The 15,531-nt window shown below is 53.4% G+C and carries 14 protein-coding genes; 6 read left to right on the forward strand and 8 right to left on the reverse strand.

Annotated features, from left to right (window positions below; all coding sequences use genetic code 11):
* Window position 1 precedes the first annotated feature (1 nt).
* From HMPREF3119_RS03150 to HMPREF3119_RS03175, 6 genes are all read right to left on the reverse strand, one after another.
* Window positions 2–1,309 (reverse strand): HlyD family type I secretion periplasmic adaptor subunit, encoded by a 1,308-nt coding sequence (locus HMPREF3119_RS03150; RefSeq protein ID WP_049242431.1) that lies wholly within the window; start codon window positions 1,307–1,309, stop codon window positions 2–4.
* Complete coding sequence (locus HMPREF3119_RS03155) at window positions 1,299–3,005, reverse strand: type I secretion system permease/ATPase (protein ID WP_070578414.1); 1,707 nt, start codon at window positions 3,003–3,005, stop codon at window positions 1,299–1,301. Before HMPREF3119_RS03155 ends, HMPREF3119_RS03150 begins: the two co-directional genes overlap by 11 nt.
* 70 nt (window positions 3,006–3,075) lie before the next feature.
* Window positions 3,076–3,420 (reverse strand): AprI/Inh family metalloprotease inhibitor, encoded by a 345-nt coding sequence (locus tag HMPREF3119_RS03160; protein ID WP_070578512.1) that lies wholly within the window; start codon window positions 3,418–3,420, stop codon window positions 3,076–3,078.
* Between the two features lie 52 nt (window positions 3,421–3,472).
* Window positions 3,473–4,927 (reverse strand): serralysin family metalloprotease, encoded by a 1,455-nt coding sequence (locus HMPREF3119_RS03165; protein WP_070578417.1) that lies wholly within the window; start codon window positions 4,925–4,927, stop codon window positions 3,473–3,475.
* Window positions 4,928–5,222: 295 nt separating this feature from the next.
* On the reverse strand, window positions 5,223–5,993 hold the full coding sequence (locus tag HMPREF3119_RS03170) for an ABC transporter permease (protein WP_004236001.1): 771 nt from the start codon (window positions 5,991–5,993) through the stop codon (window positions 5,223–5,225).
* Entirely contained in the window at window positions 5,990–6,916 is a 927-nt protein-coding gene (locus tag HMPREF3119_RS03175) for an ABC transporter ATP-binding protein (protein ID WP_004238932.1), read from the reverse strand. Before HMPREF3119_RS03175 ends, HMPREF3119_RS03170 begins: the two co-directional genes overlap by 4 nt.
* Before the next feature lie 184 nt (window positions 6,917–7,100).
* Between HMPREF3119_RS03175 and can the strand changes: the two genes are divergently transcribed.
* Window positions 7,101–7,760 (forward strand): carbonate dehydratase, encoded by a 660-nt coding sequence (gene can, locus HMPREF3119_RS03180; RefSeq protein WP_004236004.1) that lies wholly within the window; start codon window positions 7,101–7,103, stop codon window positions 7,758–7,760.
* Between the two features lie 58 nt (window positions 7,761–7,818).
* Here can and hpt read toward each other — a convergent pair whose 3' ends face one another.
* Window positions 7,819–8,358 carry a hypoxanthine phosphoribosyltransferase gene (hpt, locus tag HMPREF3119_RS03185; RefSeq protein ID WP_015422488.1) on the reverse strand — a complete coding sequence of 180 codons (540 nt, stop codon included), beginning with the start codon at window positions 8,356–8,358 and terminating at the stop codon, window positions 7,819–7,821.
* 153 nt (window positions 8,359–8,511) lie between these two features.
* The gene (gene cueO / locus HMPREF3119_RS03190; RefSeq protein WP_070578420.1) at window positions 8,512–10,116 is read right to left on the reverse strand and encodes a multicopper oxidase CueO; all 1,605 of its coding nucleotides are present in this window, start codon (window positions 10,114–10,116) and stop codon (window positions 8,512–8,514) included.
* A gap of 213 nt (window positions 10,117–10,329) precedes the next feature.
* Between cueO and HMPREF3119_RS03195 the strand changes: the two genes are divergently transcribed.
* The 5 genes from HMPREF3119_RS03195 to HMPREF3119_RS03215 all read left to right on the forward strand — a co-directional run bounded on the left by HMPREF3119_RS03195 (window position 10,330) and on the right by HMPREF3119_RS03215 (window position 15,463).
* Window positions 10,330–10,674: a YacC family pilotin-like protein gene (locus tag HMPREF3119_RS03195; protein WP_004236008.1), complete on the forward strand. Its 345-nt coding sequence runs from the start codon at window positions 10,330–10,332 to the stop codon at window positions 10,672–10,674.
* 144 nt (window positions 10,675–10,818) lie between these two features.
* Window positions 10,819–11,448, forward strand: a complete 630-nt coding sequence (locus HMPREF3119_RS03200) for a response regulator transcription factor (protein WP_004236009.1) — start codon at window positions 10,819–10,821, stop codon at window positions 11,446–11,448.
* 3 nt (window positions 11,449–11,451) lie between these two features.
* Complete coding sequence (locus tag HMPREF3119_RS03205) at window positions 11,452–12,999, forward strand: MASE1 domain-containing sensor histidine kinase (protein WP_004238936.1); 1,548 nt, start codon at window positions 11,452–11,454, stop codon at window positions 12,997–12,999.
* A gap of 86 nt (window positions 13,000–13,085) precedes the next feature.
* Window positions 13,086–14,414, forward strand: coding sequence for an MFS transporter family glucose-6-phosphate receptor UhpC (uhpC, locus tag HMPREF3119_RS03210; protein ID WP_070578423.1), 1,329 nt, complete (start codon window positions 13,086–13,088; stop codon window positions 14,412–14,414).
* A 17-nt stretch (window positions 14,415–14,431) separates the two neighbouring features.
* A complete protein-coding gene (locus HMPREF3119_RS03215) occupies window positions 14,432–15,463 on the forward strand; it encodes an ABC transporter substrate-binding protein (RefSeq protein ID WP_070578427.1) in 1,032 nt (343 codons plus the stop codon).
* The last annotated feature ends 68 nt before the right edge of the window (window positions 15,464–15,531 follow it).

The following is a 15,531-nucleotide window of genomic DNA, read 5'->3' on the forward strand; positions in this document are numbered from 1 at the left end:
ATCACTCCTCGGTCAGCGCGAAAAAGAGCCGGTCAGTTACAGGCTTAAACAGATAACTGAGCAGTGATCGCTCACCGGTGCGGATAAAAATCTCAGCGGGCATACCGGGTTTGATCTCCTGAGCCGCCGCCGTTTCCGGCACTGCGATCTGAATCTGATAGTAAGGTTCCCCGTTTACCGGATTTATCAGACGATCGGCTGAGATCATCGTCAGTTCGCCGCGCAGTTTGGGAGTCAGGTTCTGATTGAAGGCGGTAAACAGCAGATCCGCAGACTGACCGGGAGCGACTTTATCTATCCATTGCGGTGATAATTTACCTTCAATAATCAGCGTCTGTTGTTCCGGCACCACCGACATCAGTTTTTCCCCGGCTTTCACCACACCGCCTGCGGTAAACACGGACACATCCATAACAGTACCGGTCACCGGCGCGGTAATGACATGCTGTTCCAGCCGCTCGTTTTCGATAATCTGTTGTTTTTTCAGCTCACTGCGCTGAACTGACAAACGTGATAACTCCTCGCGGATCCCGCCGTGAAAAGCTGCCCGCCGCTGTGTGATCTGCTCTGTCTGCGCGGCTTTTTCTTCCTCTGCACGGCTTATCTGTAACCGGGTGTCATCCGCCTGATTGCGCAGTGCCGCACTTTCCCGGCGAATTTCCTGATAGCGATGGCGCGGCAGATACCCCTCATCCGCCAGCGATTTAAGATTTGCCGCCTGTGCCGTCAGGCTGTCCGCCTGTTGCGCAGTGCTGCGGGCAATCTCCCGCAGAGTGATAAGCCGCTGCGTCAGGCCGTCGACCGTGACCCGGCGGGCCTGAATCTCACTCTCCAGTTCAAGCCGCCGGTCTGTAAGCAGTGCATTCTGCGCCTGTAACTGTGCCCGGCCATACACGGGCGGCGCATAAAAGACATCATCCGCCGCCGGGGTAAATGCCGCTTCACCACGCAGCTCTGCCTCCAGCCGCCGCTGTATCAGCAGTGTGCTGTCGAGCTGCTCTGCCAGCGATACTGCCTGAGCCTGAGACTGCACCGGACGCAGCCGTACCAGCACCTGATCTTTTTCCGCCCGCTGGCCGTTTTGCACATAAATCTCAGAAATCACGCCATCCGCCGGAGACTGCACCTGCTTGATATTACCGGCAATCACAACCGTTCCTGATGCGGCAACGCCCTGATCAAGCGGTGCAAATCCCGCCCACAACAAAAAACCGGCAAGGCCCAGGACAACCCCATATTTCCCCGCGCGCTGATACCCGCCGGTATCGGTTTTTACCCCCGGCGCCGCAGATAACCATTTAGTGATCATTATTTTTACCCGCCTGATTATTAAGTGTTTCAATGACCTTCTCCGCCGGGCCAAAAAGCTGCATCCGTCCGCCTGTAAGCAGCAACAGCTTGTCCGTCACGGATAGCAGCGGTTTATGGTGAGTAATAAGCACAATGGTTTTTCCCTGTTTTTTCAGCGTATCCATGGCAGCTAACAGCGCACTGAGCCCGGCATCATCCAGCGCGGCATTGGGTTCATCCAGAATGATCAGTGCCGGTGAGCCGTACAGTGCCCGCGCCAGGGCGATCCGCTGCCGCTGACCGCCGGAAAGGCCGGTGCCGTCTGCCCCGGTCAGGGTTTCATAGCCCTGCGGCAGTTGCAGGATCAATTCATGTACCTGTGCCAGTTGCGCCGCACGGATGATATTTTCCGGATCAGCATCAGGATCGAAACGAGCGATATTATCGGCGATTGTGCCGGGAAAAAGTGCAATTTCCTGGGGAAGATAACCGATATATTTGCCGGACACCGCTTTGTCCTGCTGACAGAGCTCGGCCCTGTCCAGCCGGACAGCCCCGCGTGTTGCAGGCCATAACCCGGCGAGCAGTTTTGCCAGTGCCGATTTTCCGGCACCTGACGGACCGATGATCCCCAGCACCTCCCCCGGTACAAGGCTGAAATGCAAATTGTGCAGCTGCGGTGTGTCAGCGCCGGGATAACCCGCCTGCATCACGGAGACGGACAAATTACCCTGCGGAACCGGCAGTGCCAGCTTCTGCGGTGGTTGCGGGTGAGCCGCCAGCAACGCAGTAATCCGCTGATACGCCAGCCTGCTCTCTTTGGCACTTTTCCATACGCCTGTGACCTGTTCGACCGGTGACAGCGCGCGTCCCAGCAGAATCGACCCGGCAATCATCATGCCCGGCGAGATGGTATTATCCAGCGCCAGCCAGCCGCCCAGCCCCAGCATCAGGGATTGCAGGATCAGGCGGATGGTTTTGGTGATTGTCATGATTTTTGCTGAATAATCACTGGCCTGTGTCTGTTTCTTCAGGCTGTCGCAGTGCCGGTTCAGCCAGCGCTGACGCAAATACTGCTGCATTCCCATCGCCTCTGCGGGTTCAGTATGGGCAAAATGGCTGCCCTGCATGCCCTGTGCGGCGGCGGAAGAGCGGTTTGCAGCGGTCAGCGGCGGCCCGGAAAGCCGTTCATTGAGCAGCGCGAGCACGATCAGCACGACGGCACCGCCACAGGCAAACAACCCGAGCCACGGATTAAACAGGGCAATCACCAGCAGATAAAGCGGAAACCAGGGCAGATCGAGAAAAGCAAAAATACCGTTGCCGGTGATAAAACGGCGCAGGATCATCAGATCGGTCTGTGCCTGTAACGGCAGGTGCCCCGGCGTGCGGTGCAGCTTTGCCTGAAACGCCGCATCATAAACCCGGCTGTTCAGCGCCAGATCAAACTGGTTACTCATGCGGATCACCAGCATATTGCGCAAATAATCGAGACCGCCGGTCAGTGCCAGTAATCCGGCCATTATCAGCGTCAGCATCAGCAGCGTCATTTCATTGCCGGAGGGCAGAACGCGGTCGTACACCTGCAGCATATACACAGACGGCACCAGCATCAGCAGATTAATCAGTCCGCTGAATAATGCCAGTGAGGTAAACAGGGACTTGCGGGCGGCAATAAATGCCGTAATGTCATTTCTGGTTTTCCCGGAAAGCATACACAGGGACTCCGCCCGGCATGTCTGCCGGGATTGATAATATTGTTCACCAGGTAAAAAAGAGAGGTAATTACTCTTTCAGAAGACAGGCGCCATTTTCATGCCAGATTTCCGCGCGGTAACGGCCGGGGGCTTCAGCGGAAAAGAAATAACGTGTGGTGCCGTCTGCGGTAAGAAACGCAATGCCGTCCGGCGCCGGGCGCCAGGCCGTTATTTGCGGCTGTGCCGTGAAATGCAGCTGAAACCCGTCTGCCGCGCTGTCGGGAACCGCTGTGAGTCCGACCGGCAGCGTCTGCCCGTCCTCCGTAAACTGCCAGTTGCCCTGAAGATCATCTGCGGCGGGGATTTTCAGGCTGATGGCCGCACTCTGCCCTGATAACAGTAACGAAAACAATAATGACCGGGAAATTTGCATAGTGAATTCCTGAATTCTGCGGACGCCGCACCGGCCGCGCCCGCCTGCTGCGTTAAACGATAAAATCAGTGTGAACATTCACCATACCGGTGATATCCACTTTAAAATCAGGCTGGTACTGATTTCCGCTGACATTAATCAGCAACTCTGTCAGGTTCAGTCCGTCATCATAGCGGAGCATCGCTTCCCCGGCCGCACCGGTAAATTCATCGGTGAAATAAATGAATTTTTCCCCGGCGCTGTTCTGATTCAGTCCCTGTAAATCAATACGGTCCAGCCCGGTTGAGAAATCACGGATATGGTCAGGCCGGTCATACAGCGAATCCGACACAGCCGAGAACACAAAGATATCGCTCCCGGTGCCGCCCCAGAGCTGATCCTGCCCGGCGCCACCGTACAGCACATCATTCCCGCCGTTACCCATCAGGATGTTGTCTGCATCATTGCCGATAATCACATCATTTCCGCGCCCGCCGAAGGCATTTTCAATCACCACACCGTGTGCGATTGACACATTGCCGGTCAGGCCACCGACATCTGAAAAATCGCCTTCACGCAGCGAAATTTTCTGATCCTGCTTATAACGGGAAAAATTCAGGGTGTCATTACCGCCGCCGTCCCAGACAGTAAAAATAAGTTTATCTGTGGCATTTTGGGCAGAGTAATAATCGCGCCCGGTATTGGAATCAAACCCATAAACAGTGTCATCAGTGCGGATGTTATAATTTGCACCGTACAGTTTCTGAATCGCCGTAATGTCATCCAGCAGCGGCGCGGAAGCGTAGTAGCCTTTGTGGTCCGCACCGGTGATTTTTTCACTCCAGTAACTCATTACACTGTACTGCCGTGTATCTTCGGCGTAATCCGCATCTTTATAAGAAGGACGTCCTTCACCGGCGTTATAGTTGCCCGGATGATTTAACCCGAGGGTATGACCGATTTCATGGGTAAATGTCAGGCGGCCATAGTTTCCGGTCACCGGTGTCACATTCAGCGCCCCGGGTTCTGAGCTGTACCAGGACTGGCCGGAGACATCAAAACCCCGCGAATCGGTCACCACATCACCCGAATAATCTTTGGTGTGCGGCAGCCAGGCATAGGCCTGAGTGTATTTATCATTGATATAACCAAAGGTGATATTGGTATAGATTTCCCCCCGGCCGGCATCCACTTCCTTAAAGGTAATATTTGCCACATCAGCCCATGACTGCAGTGATAAACGGGCCTGATCTTTCTGATAGTCATTAAAACCCTTCAGGCCGGTGTTTCCTGCGCCGTTATAATACATTCCCTCCCATGTCGGGAATGAATAGGTTACTTCCGCGGGCTGCCCGAGCACACCCGCGCCATTCCAGCCGGTATTGGCTCTGACAATCTGACTGCCCGCATCAAAGGCATCATATGAAATTTTATTATTAATCCAGCGTCCGTTACCCCGTCCCGGGCTGCTTAACACATCATCGATAAACGACCATCCGTCTTCCCTGTCGTATGTAGCGATACCCATAAAAATATCTCCGAATGTAATAATGAAACAGAATGAAATTTATCCTTAAACATCAGTACACAGCCGGTTTTTACCAGCCCGCACACGATAAACACATTAATTTAATTAATCTATGCAGCAGGAGATAAACGCATACTAATTCTGTGATTTAACTTTGGCAGTGGCAGGAACGGGAGAAGGTCTGTATTAATCGGAGATAAACCGAGGAAAAATAATTACATAGCGCAGGAAAATAATCAGGACAGATACAAAAAGCCCGGCAACCATGTGCCGGGCGGATGATCAGAAAGCAGGGTCAGGTTCTCAGACCGCGCCCTTTCTCAATCAGGCGCCAGGTGAGCAGATAAAACACCGCAATAAACAAGCTCAGTACCCCGAGGGTGGTGGTCAGAGAGACATCACTGATACCGAGGAAACCATAACGGAAGCCGCTGATCATATAGACAATCGGGTTCAGTTTGGACACCGCCTGCCAGAACGCCGGTAACAGCGTCAGGGAGTAAAACACCCCGCCCAGGTAGGTCAGCGGCGTCAGGACGAACGTCGGGATAATGCTGATATCATCAAAGCTTTTCGCAAACAGCGCGTTAAGCAGCCCCGCCAGCGAGAACAGAATCGAGGTCATCAGCAGCGTGGCAATGATCATAAACCAGGAGTGGATCTGTAACGGCACAAAGAACAGAGATACTAATGTGACCAGGATCCCGACCAGCACACCGCGCGCCACACCACCGCCGACAAACCCGGCGATAATGACATGGGTCGGCACCGGAGCCACCAGCAGTTCCTCGATACTTTTCTGGAATTTTGCCCCGAAAAAAGAAGAGGATACGTTGGCATAGGAGTTCGTAATCACTGACATCATAATCAGGCCCGGCACGATAAACTGCATGTAACCGACACCGCCCATTTCACCGATCCGGTTACCGATAAGATTACCGAAAATAATAAAATAGAGTGACATGGTGATCACCGGCGGGATCAGCGTCTGGATCCAAATCCGCATAAAACGGGTGATTTCTTTGCGCCAGATTGTTTTCAGCGCCACCCAGTACAGCGACATCATTTTGCAGCCTCCAAATCATGATTCACCAGATGCACAAATAATTCCTCCAGCCGGTTCGCTTTGTTGCGCATACTTAACACATCAATGCCCTGCGCATTCAGCTGGGCAAAAACACCGTTCAGCCCCTGTTCACGGCGGACATCCACCTCCAGCGTTGAGGTGTCAGTCAGCCGGAATGTATAACCCTCAAGCTGCGGCAGCGGGTTTTTCGAGCCCAGATCGAGGATAAAGGTTTCCGATTCCAGCTTACCGAGCAGCGCTTTCATACTGGTGTTTTCCACCAGTTCACCGTGCTGGATAATCCCGATATTGCGGCACAGCATTTCCGCTTCCTCGAGATAGTGCGTGGTGAGAATGATCGTGGTGCCCTGCGCATTCAGGGTTTTGAGGAACCCCCACATGGAGCGGCGCAGTTCGATATCCACCCCGGCGGTCGGTTCGTCGAGGATCAGCAGTTTCGGCTGATGCATCAGTGCGCGGGCAATCATCAGCCGGCGCTTCATCCCGCCGGACAGACGCATCGCGCGCTCATCACGTTTTTCCCACAAATCCAGCTGCGTTAAGTAGGTTTTCGCCCGCTCCTGCGCCAGTTTGTGCGGCACCCCGTAATAGCCCGCCTGCTGTAAGACAATCTGCAGTACGGTCTCAAACGGGTTGAAGTTAAACTCCTGCGGTACCAGGCCGAGCTGACGTTTGGCTAAAACCAGGTCGGTATCGATGTCATAACCGAACACGGAGACTTTGCCGCCGGTTTTGTTCACCAGTGAACTGATGATCCCGATGGTGGTGGATTTTCCCGCGCCGTTCGGACCCAGCAGGGCGTAGAAATCGCCGGCACTGACTTTCAGGTCAATTCCCCGTAAAGCCTGCACGCCTCCGGCATACTGCTTGGTTAATTGTGATATTTCCAGTGCATAGGTCATAACAGAAAAATACCTTTTTAATTTAGAAATTTGGGTGCAATATAAACCGAAATAATACCTGCGAACCGGAATCGGTTCTTGACAATTTGTCTTCTTTGCTGAAATTATTTAATAACAATTTATTAAAATTTAAATTTTTTATACAAAAGATTCTAGCTAAAGGATCTGCAACAGGCTATCCGTCATGATGAAAAAAATCGAAGAGCTGTTTGCCAATAACAAACAGTGGTCCGAATCTGTAAACGAAAAAGATCCGGAATTTTTCAAAGAGTTAGCACAGGCTCAAAAGCCGCGTTTTCTCTGGATCGGCTGCTCCGACAGCCGTGTTCCCGCTGAAAAACTGATCGAAGCAGCACCGGGCGATCTGTTTGTTCACCGTAATGTGGCAAACCTTGTCATCCATACCGACCTGAACTGCCTGTCCGTCATCCAGTATGCCGTGGATGTGCTCCAGGTTGAACATATTATCGTCTGCGGTCACTACAACTGCGGTGGTATTCAGGCCGCGATTGAGGGCACCGAACTGGGGCTTATCAACAACTGGTTACTGCATATCCGTGATATCTGGTATCAGCACAGCTCCCTGCTGGGCGAACTCGCACCACAGGACCGCATCAACCGTCTGTGTGAACTGAACGTGGTGGAACAGGTGTATAACCTGGGTCACTCCACCATTATGCAGGCAGCGTGGAAACGCGGCCAGCGTGTGATGATCCACGGCTGGATCTACGGGATTAACAACGGCCTGCTGCATGATCTGGATATCAGCTCTGACAGCCGCGAAAAAATGGAACTGGCTTACCGCCAGGCCGTGGCCAAACTTTCAAATATGCCGTCGTCCTGATCACCGTAAAAGCAAACGGCACCTTTGGGTGCCGTTTTTATATTCACAACCGGACACATTACTCTTCCAGCAGTGTCACATGGCCGATATACGGCAGGTGGCGGTAGCTCTGGGCGTAGTCGATGCCGTAACCGACCACAAATTTGTCTTCGATTGCGTAGCCGACCCAGTCAACCGGCACATCCACTTCACGGCGGGACGGTTTATCCAGCAGGGTGCAGATAGCCACAGAGTTCGGGCCGCGCAGAGACAGAATGTCGCGCACGCGGTGCAGTGTATTGCCGGAATCAATGATATCTTCCACGATCAGCACGTCTTTGCCGCGGATATCTTCGTCCAGGTCTTTGACAATTTTCACATCACGGGTGGACGAGGTGCCGCTGCCGTAACTGGATACCGTCATAAAATCGACTTCATGCGGAACATCAATTTTACGGCACAGGTCGGCCATAAAAATAAAAGATCCTTTCAGTAACCCGACTAAGACCAGCTCTTTGTTGCTGTGACGATAGTGTGCGGAAATTTCGCTGCCGAGATCGGCAACGCGCTGCTGAATCTCAGCTTCGGAGATCATTGTATCTAAGGTGTGTTTCTTCATGATTTTTTTGTCGTCAACGGTACGCTGTTTCAGTGGTTCGGCATTAAACCCGGTTTAATACCGGTCAGAAAGCGCGTTAGTTTAGCATACCACGGACAGATAAACAGTATCCGCGCCATGACTGACGCGGATTGTCGACGGTTAATTTTATATTCAGGCCGTGACAGTAAAGCCGGTCATCATACCGGTATCTTCATGTTCCAGCAGGTGACAGTGCGCCATAAACGGATGCGCATTGGTGGCCGGATGGTCGAATTTCACCAGCACTTCGCTGACATTGCCTTCGATCCGCACCATATCTTTCCAGCCCTGCCGGTGGGCCGCAGGTGTGCGTCCGCCCTCGCTGAGAATACGGAAACGGGTACCGTGAATATGGAACGGGTGCAGCATCATGTCGCCGACACCGGAGATAATCCAGCGCTCCGCCTGCCCCTGTTTCACATCAAAGGCACTTTCGGTCATGGAGAACGGGATGCCGTTGATACTGTTGGCATTCATCAGATCAACCTCACCGGAGCCACAGTGGCCGCCGCGCATACCGCGCCCCATACCATTATTATTCATTCCGCCCATGTGTCCGCCGCTCATATGGCCGCCCATGCCGCCGTGCATGCCCATCCCGGCCATCGCCTGCGGGCCGTATTTGTCGGTCAGCATCATCATGCCCTGCATGTCGAGGCGCATATCCATCATCAGACGGAACTCACGCACCGGCAGACGGGAGGTCTCGATCAGGGCAGGCATGGCTGCCAGCACATCCGGCAGCTTACCACGCGCGGCATCGAGAGTCGGGCGGATGGACAGCACCGGCAGCGGAGCATCAAACGGTGCCAGAGTCATCCCCATCTGACGAACCGGCAAGGTGACAATATCAAAGACTTTTCCGTCTGATGTATCCACCAGCACTTCAAACCGTTCCCCCGGCAGCATCGGCAGCTCCTGCACTTTTACCGGTTCGGCCAGCAGGCCGCCGTCACTGCCGACCACATACAGCGGACGCCCGTCACCGGCTGCCATCTGCAGACTGCGGGCGTTACAGCCGTTGAGCAGCCGCAGACGCAACCAGCCGCGCGGGGCCATATGCTGCGGGTAAACCGCACCGTTGGTGAGCATAGTGTCACCAAACCAGCCGACCGCCGCTGACATCACATCCAGCTGATAATCAATTTCGCCGTCTGCAGTCAGACGCTTATCCTGCAATACCACCGGGATATCATCAATGCCCCACTCACCCGGCAAGCCGGTTGAAGCGGTATTGTCATCCTCAATCAGCACCAGCCCGGCCAGTCCCATCGCGACCTGATGGCCGGTTTTGCCGTGGGTGTGCGGGTGGAACCAGCAGGTGGCTTCCGGCTGATCCGGCGTGAAACTGACCGTGCGGGTGCCGCCCGGGGCGATAATGGCCTGCGGCCCGCCATCCTGCTCTCCGCTGATCTCCAGACCGTGCCAGTGAACAGTGGTCGCTTCCGGCAGTTTATTGACGATATCCACCGTCACCGGTTTACCGCGCCGCAGTTTCAGTGCCGGGCCCAGTAAATCACCGTTATATCCCCAGGTTTGGGTGGTTTTGCCGGGAATAAACGCCATTTTCCCCTGCTGAATATTCAGGGTGATTTTTTGGGCATTATCCGCTGTTAACAGGGGCGGAATACCGAGAGCCGGGCGTTCCTGTGCCGCAAAAGCAAACCGGCTCCATGCCGGCAGCATCGTGGCAGCACCTAAGAATGCGCTATATTTCAAAAAATCGCGTCGTTGCATGATATGCTTCCTTTATCATCAGTGGTGATATGCTATGACAAAATGATTGGGTTCTGTTATAGCGCAGGCTAAACCCTGCCCTAAGGGCAAGGTCAATGTATTCCCTTCTCCGGAATAAGGGCTTTACACCACTTTAGTCAGCGGATGACATTCGCGACAAAACTATTAAAATCTTCACATAAACTGACAGGCGCCACCGGTAAACTACTTACTATGAAAATATTCATTCACGCTTTATTCAGCTGTGCCCTGCTGCTTTCCCTGCCCGCGAAAGCGCTGACGCCGTCACAGGCTGAAGACCTCGCCGGACTGACTGCGGTTTTTATTTATCTGAAAAATGATTGCGGCTACGGGGATTTACCGAATGCCCGTATCGAAAAAGCGATCTTACTGTTTGCCAAAAGTAACCGCTGGGATATGAGCAATTATGATACCCGGCAGATGGCGGAAATGAATAAAGAGAACTATTTCGACATCAAACATATAAAGCTGCCGGAAAACTACAAATGCACCGCACTGGCCCGTGATTCACTGCCGTTGCTTGCCTATGTGAAATAATTTACCTGCAACCGAATCGGTTAAGCGGTAAAAAAACAGCCGGGGAGCGGATTTCTGTATGAATATCCTCGATTATCACCCGCTATATTGATATAACCTCTGTCAATAATTGATCCCTTTCTGCTGATAATACGCTGTCCGGACATGATAAAAATAGCGCTCATCGATGACCATGTAGTTGTGCGATCCGGTTTCGCCCAGCTCCTGACACTGGAGCCGGATATTACCATCGCCGGACAATATGCCAGTGCGGCGGAAGCCTGGCCCGCACTGACCCGTCCGGATATTGATGTGGTGATCATGGATATTTCCATGCCGGATGAAAACGGATTACAGCTGCTCGCCCGTCTGCGGGAGCGCAAAACCTCCTTCCGTACCATCATTCTCAGTATTTATGATACCCCGGCCTTTGTGCAGAGCGCTCTGGACGCCGGTGCCAGTGCGTATCTCACCAAACGCTGCGGCCCGGAAGAGCTGGTTCAGGCTGTGCGTTCCGTGCATCAGGGCGGCTGCTATCTGTGTGCGGATGCCATGCGTGCACTGCGCCAGTCACCGCCGGAAAACCGGGCGCTGGAAGAGCTGACCCCGCGTGAACGTGAGGTGTTTGATCTGCTGGTGGCCGGGATGAGTGTGCGGGCGATTGCGGATAAACTCGAACTCAGCCATAAAACTGTGCATGTCCACCGCGCCAATGTGCTGGGCAAACTGCAGTGCGACAGCACGATCGATCTGGTTCATTTTGCCCTGGCGCACCACCTTATTGCGGGACAATAGGCCATGAGGCGCGGCGCTCGTCTGCTGTTACAGTCGGTATTTCTGCTGTTTACCTATTCCCTGACCTGGATTGGTCTGTGGATCATCGGTTTTTACCTCAGTCAGAACAGTGTGCTGTCCGCCTTTTTCCTGCCGGAAGGGTTGCGGCTGGCGCTGATGATCCTGCTGTGGCGGCGCTTCTGGCCGACCCTGCTGCTGGCGGAGCTGCTGCTGAATATCTGGCTGGCACAGGAACAGCTGCTGTCACAGCCGGTGATCCTGCTGTCGCCGCTGCTGAGCCTTATCACCGCTTTTATTATCCAGACCACCTGGTGGCGCTACACCCTTTACTGGCAGCGCCTGTTACTGCTGATCGCCGGTGTCGGTATCAACAGCCTGCTGCATACCCTGGTGTTCAGTCTGCTGACGCCGCTGAGTGTGACTCAGATTTTCCTCACCACGCTGACCGGCGGTATCCTTCTGACACCATTTGTCTATCTGATCTATGAATATCTCCATGAACAGCATTTCCGCCTGATCCTGGATTACGGCACGCCGGATCCGCAGCTGCGCACTTCGCTGCTGATGTGGTGTTTTCTGTTCTGTCTGGCCGGGCTCAGCGCCCAGCTCTTTTTTACCCCGGAAATTGAGCGCCTGCTGGTGCTGCTGGTGTTTATCCCCAATGTCTTTATGGCCTACCGCTACGGCTGGCAGGGCGGCGTGCTCTCTGCCCTGCTCGGCAGTCTGATCATCACCTTTGCCCGCCAGTTTAACGGCGCATTTGCCGATTTACAGGAATTGCAGATGTTTATGAGCACCCAGGCACTGATTGGTATCGGCCTCGGGATTGCCATCAGCCGTCAGCAGCAGCTGTCGCGTAATTTACAGCGCTACCGCGAACGGCTGGAGCAGGAATTACAGGCGCGGCGTGACCTGATGCAGCAGTTGGTGCATACGGAAGAGGATGTCAAAAAAGCGATTGCCCGCGAGCTGCATGATGAAATCGGCCAGAACATCACGGCGATTCAGATCCAGTCTATGCTGGTCAGAAAAACCGCGCCGGATCCGCAAAGCAGCCGTGCGGCGGCACAAATCAATGAACTGGCACAGAAAATTCATCAATCCACCCGCCAGCTTTTACGGGAACTGCGTCCGCCGGTGCTGAGTGAAATGTCTCTTGAAAATGCGCTGCGCCATCTGATTACGGAATTTGCGTTCGGGGAAAACGGCATTCAGTGCGAGTTTCATTATGAACTGAAACAGCCGCCGGAAAATGAAACTGTGCTGTTCACGCTTTACCGGCTTGTGCAGGAATTGTTAAATAACATCAGCAAGCATGCCGGCGCCACCCACATCCTCATCATACTGAGACAGCAACGTGACACGATACAGCTTCACGTCTCAGATAACGGTATCGGTATCCCGGAGAGCAAACGCCGCGGCGGCTTTGGTCTGCGCGGTATTGAGGAACGGGTCAGGGCACTCGGCGGCGACTGGACACTGACCACCACCGGCGGGACCCGGATTATTGTTAACCTGCCCACATTTTCTGATGAAAATCACGAAAACTAAGACTTATTCCTAGTCATCTACTACCTTCTCTCATCCTTTTTATTGACAGATTGATTACATTTGCAGCCTGAACGGGACATAACGTAATGGCCGGAAAACAGACCAAAACCATGGATAAAACCTATCGATTCTGGCGCAATAAACTGATGTTATCGATGATAATCGGTTACGCCACGTTTTATCTGACCCGCAAGAGCTTTAACTTTGTGATGCCGGTGATGCAGACAGAACTGCATCTCGATAAAAGCGATATCGGCCTGATAGCGACCGCATTTTACCTGAGTTACGGCATCTCAAAATTTGTATCGGGGATTTTCCACGATATCACCGGTTACCGCTGGTTTATGGGCGCCGGGCTGTTTATGACCGGCGTGCTGAATATTGTCTTTGCCTGGTGCCTGTCATTTCCTGCCCTGCTGATTGTCTGGACACTGAACGGGTTTTTCCAGGGCTGGGGCTGGCCGCCGTGCGCGCGCATCCTGACACACTGGTATTCGCGCAATGAACGCGGCTTCTGGTGGGGATTGTGGAATATCTCCATCAGCCTCGGCGGCATTACCCTGCCGCTGCTGACCGCCTGGCTGGCAACCCGTTACAGCTGGCAGACCGCCCTGATAGTGCCGGGTATTATCGGGATGGTGACCGGCCTGTGGCTGTGCAGCCGCTTGCACGGCACGCCGCAGGAAGAGGGATTACCGAGTGTCGGGCAATGGCGGCATGACCCGTCAGAACTGCGTCAGGAGCAGTTATCCCCGCCGCTGCCGATGCGGGTGATCCTGAAAGATACAATTTTATGTAACCGGATGATCTGGTTACTCGGTTTCTCCTACATTCTCGTTTATCTCATCCGGATGGCGATCAATGACTGGGGAAACCTGTGGTTATCCGAAACACACGGCAGCAATCTGCTCAGTGCCAATGCCACATTGTCACTGTTTGAACTGGGCGGTTTGCTGGGTGCGGTCTGTGCGGGCTGGGGGTCGGATATTTTATTCCGTGGTCAGCGCGCCCCGATGATTCTGCTGTTTTCCCTCGGCCTGTTTATTGCTGTCAGCGCCCTGTGGTTAATACCGATTCATCACTACGGACTGCTGGCGGCGTGTTTCTTCAGTACCGGCTTTTTTGTATTCGGGCCGCAAATGTTAATCGGACTGGCGGCGACAGAATATTGCCATAAAAAAGCCGCCGGTACGGTAACGGGTTACCTTGGTCTTTACGCCTACTTAGGGGCGGCAATGGCCGGGTGGCCGCTCGCACAGGTCATGGCACATTACGGCTGGCAGGGCATGTTTACCCTGCTGACCAGTGCCGCGGCACTGACGGGATTACTGCTGATGCCGCTGCTGATAGCTAATGTCAGCAAGCGGGAACATCTGGCAGGCTCTGTTTCACTCTCCGATGACAGAACCCTATAATAAGGAATGAACTGATAATGAAACTCAAGACCCTCTCTGCTCTCGCTGCCGCCGGTTTATCACTGGCTGCTGTTACCACATCCGCTAATGCCGCCGGTCGTCTGGTGGTTTACTGCAGCGCGACCAACGCCATGTGTGAAGCTGAAACACAGGCTTTCGCCAAAAAATACGATGTGAAAACCACATTTGTCCGTAACGGTTCCGGCAGCACCCTGGCCAAGATCGAAGCGGAAAAACGTAACCCGCAGGCTGACGTCTGGTACGGTGGTACATTAGATCCGCATTCACAGGCGGGTGAGATGGATCTGCTGGAGGCGTACAAATCCCCGAATTTAGATCAGATCATGCCGCAGTTCCGTGATCCGGCCCAACGCAAAGGCAACTACTCTTCTGCGGTTTATGTCGGCATCTTAGGTTTTGGTGTGAACAAAGATCGTCTGAAAGAGAAAGGCCTGCCAATCCCGACCTGCTGGAAAGATCTGACCAAGCCGGAATACAAAGGCGAAATCCAGATTGCTGACCCGCAGAGCTCCGGTACGGCTTACACTGCGCTGGCGACATTTGACCAGCTGTGGGGCACCGATCAGGCATTCGATTACCTGAAAAAACTCAACAGCAATATCTCCCAGTACACCAAATCCGGTATTGCCCCTGCGCGTAACGCCGCCCGTGGTGAATCCGCTATCGGTATCGGCTTCCTGCACGACTATTCCCTGGAAGTGGAAAACGGTGCACCGCTGGAGTTAATTTCCCCGTGTGAAGGAACCGGTTATGAAATCGGTGGTATCAGTATCCTGAAAAATGCCCGTAACATGGACAACGCCAAACTGTTCGTGGATTTCGTGCTGTCCAAAGAAGCCCAGGAAATCAGCTGGAAAGAGGGTAAATCTTACCAGATCCTGACCAATACCACGGCTGAATCCTCACCAATGTCACTGAAACTCTCTGATCTGAAACTGATCAACTACGATATGGATAAATACGGTGATGCTGAAACCCGTAAGAATCTGATCAACAAGTGGGTCACCGAAGTCAAAATGAGTAAGTAATGTTGTCTGCCGCGCGGTGTTCTGCCGCGCGGTCTTGTTTTTATTATAATAATTATATTGTCTTGTCT

The organism is Morganella sp. HMSC11D09 (genome assembly GCF_001807955.1).
Lineage (GTDB): Bacteria > Pseudomonadota > Gammaproteobacteria > Enterobacterales > Enterobacteriaceae > Morganella > Morganella morganii.

What these genes read in the sequence shown, in the direction of transcription:
- hpt (WP_015422488.1), bottom strand. Translation starts at nt 8,358, where the DNA reads ATGAAGAAACACACCTTAGATACAATGATCTCCGAAGCTGAGATTCAG.
- HMPREF3119_RS03205 (WP_004238936.1), top strand. Translation starts at nt 11,452, where the DNA reads ATGAGGCGCGGCGCTCGTCTGCTGTTACAGTCGGTATTTCTGCTGTTT.
- HMPREF3119_RS03175 (WP_004238932.1), bottom strand. Translation starts at nt 6,916, where the DNA reads ATGACCTATGCACTGGAAATATCACAATTAACCAAGCAGTATGCCGGA.
- HMPREF3119_RS03150 (WP_049242431.1), bottom strand. Translation starts at nt 1,309, where the DNA reads ATGATCACTAAATGGTTATCTGCGGCGCCGGGGGTAAAAACCGATACC.
- HMPREF3119_RS03195 (WP_004236008.1), top strand. Translation starts at nt 10,330, where the DNA reads ATGAAAATATTCATTCACGCTTTATTCAGCTGTGCCCTGCTGCTTTCC.
- HMPREF3119_RS03160 (WP_070578512.1), bottom strand. Translation starts at nt 3,420, where the DNA reads ATGCAAATTTCCCGGTCATTATTGTTTTCGTTACTGTTATCAGGGCAG.
- HMPREF3119_RS03170 (WP_004236001.1), bottom strand. Translation starts at nt 5,993, where the DNA reads ATGATGTCGCTGTACTGGGTGGCGCTGAAAACAATCTGGCGCAAAGAA.
- uhpC (WP_070578423.1), top strand. Translation starts at nt 13,086, where the DNA reads ATGGCCGGAAAACAGACCAAAACCATGGATAAAACCTATCGATTCTGG.
- can (WP_004236004.1), top strand. Translation starts at nt 7,101, where the DNA reads ATGATGAAAAAAATCGAAGAGCTGTTTGCCAATAACAAACAGTGGTCC.
- HMPREF3119_RS03215 (WP_070578427.1), top strand. Translation starts at nt 14,432, where the DNA reads ATGAAACTCAAGACCCTCTCTGCTCTCGCTGCCGCCGGTTTATCACTG.
- cueO (WP_070578420.1), bottom strand. Translation starts at nt 10,116, where the DNA reads ATGCAACGACGCGATTTTTTGAAATATAGCGCATTCTTAGGTGCTGCC.
- HMPREF3119_RS03165 (WP_070578417.1), bottom strand. Translation starts at nt 4,927, where the DNA reads ATGGGTATCGCTACATACGACAGGGAAGACGGATGGTCGTTTATCGAT.
- HMPREF3119_RS03200 (WP_004236009.1), top strand. Translation starts at nt 10,819, where the DNA reads ATGATAAAAATAGCGCTCATCGATGACCATGTAGTTGTGCGATCCGGT.
- HMPREF3119_RS03155 (WP_070578414.1), bottom strand. Translation starts at nt 3,005, where the DNA reads ATGCTTTCCGGGAAAACCAGAAATGACATTACGGCATTTATTGCCGCC.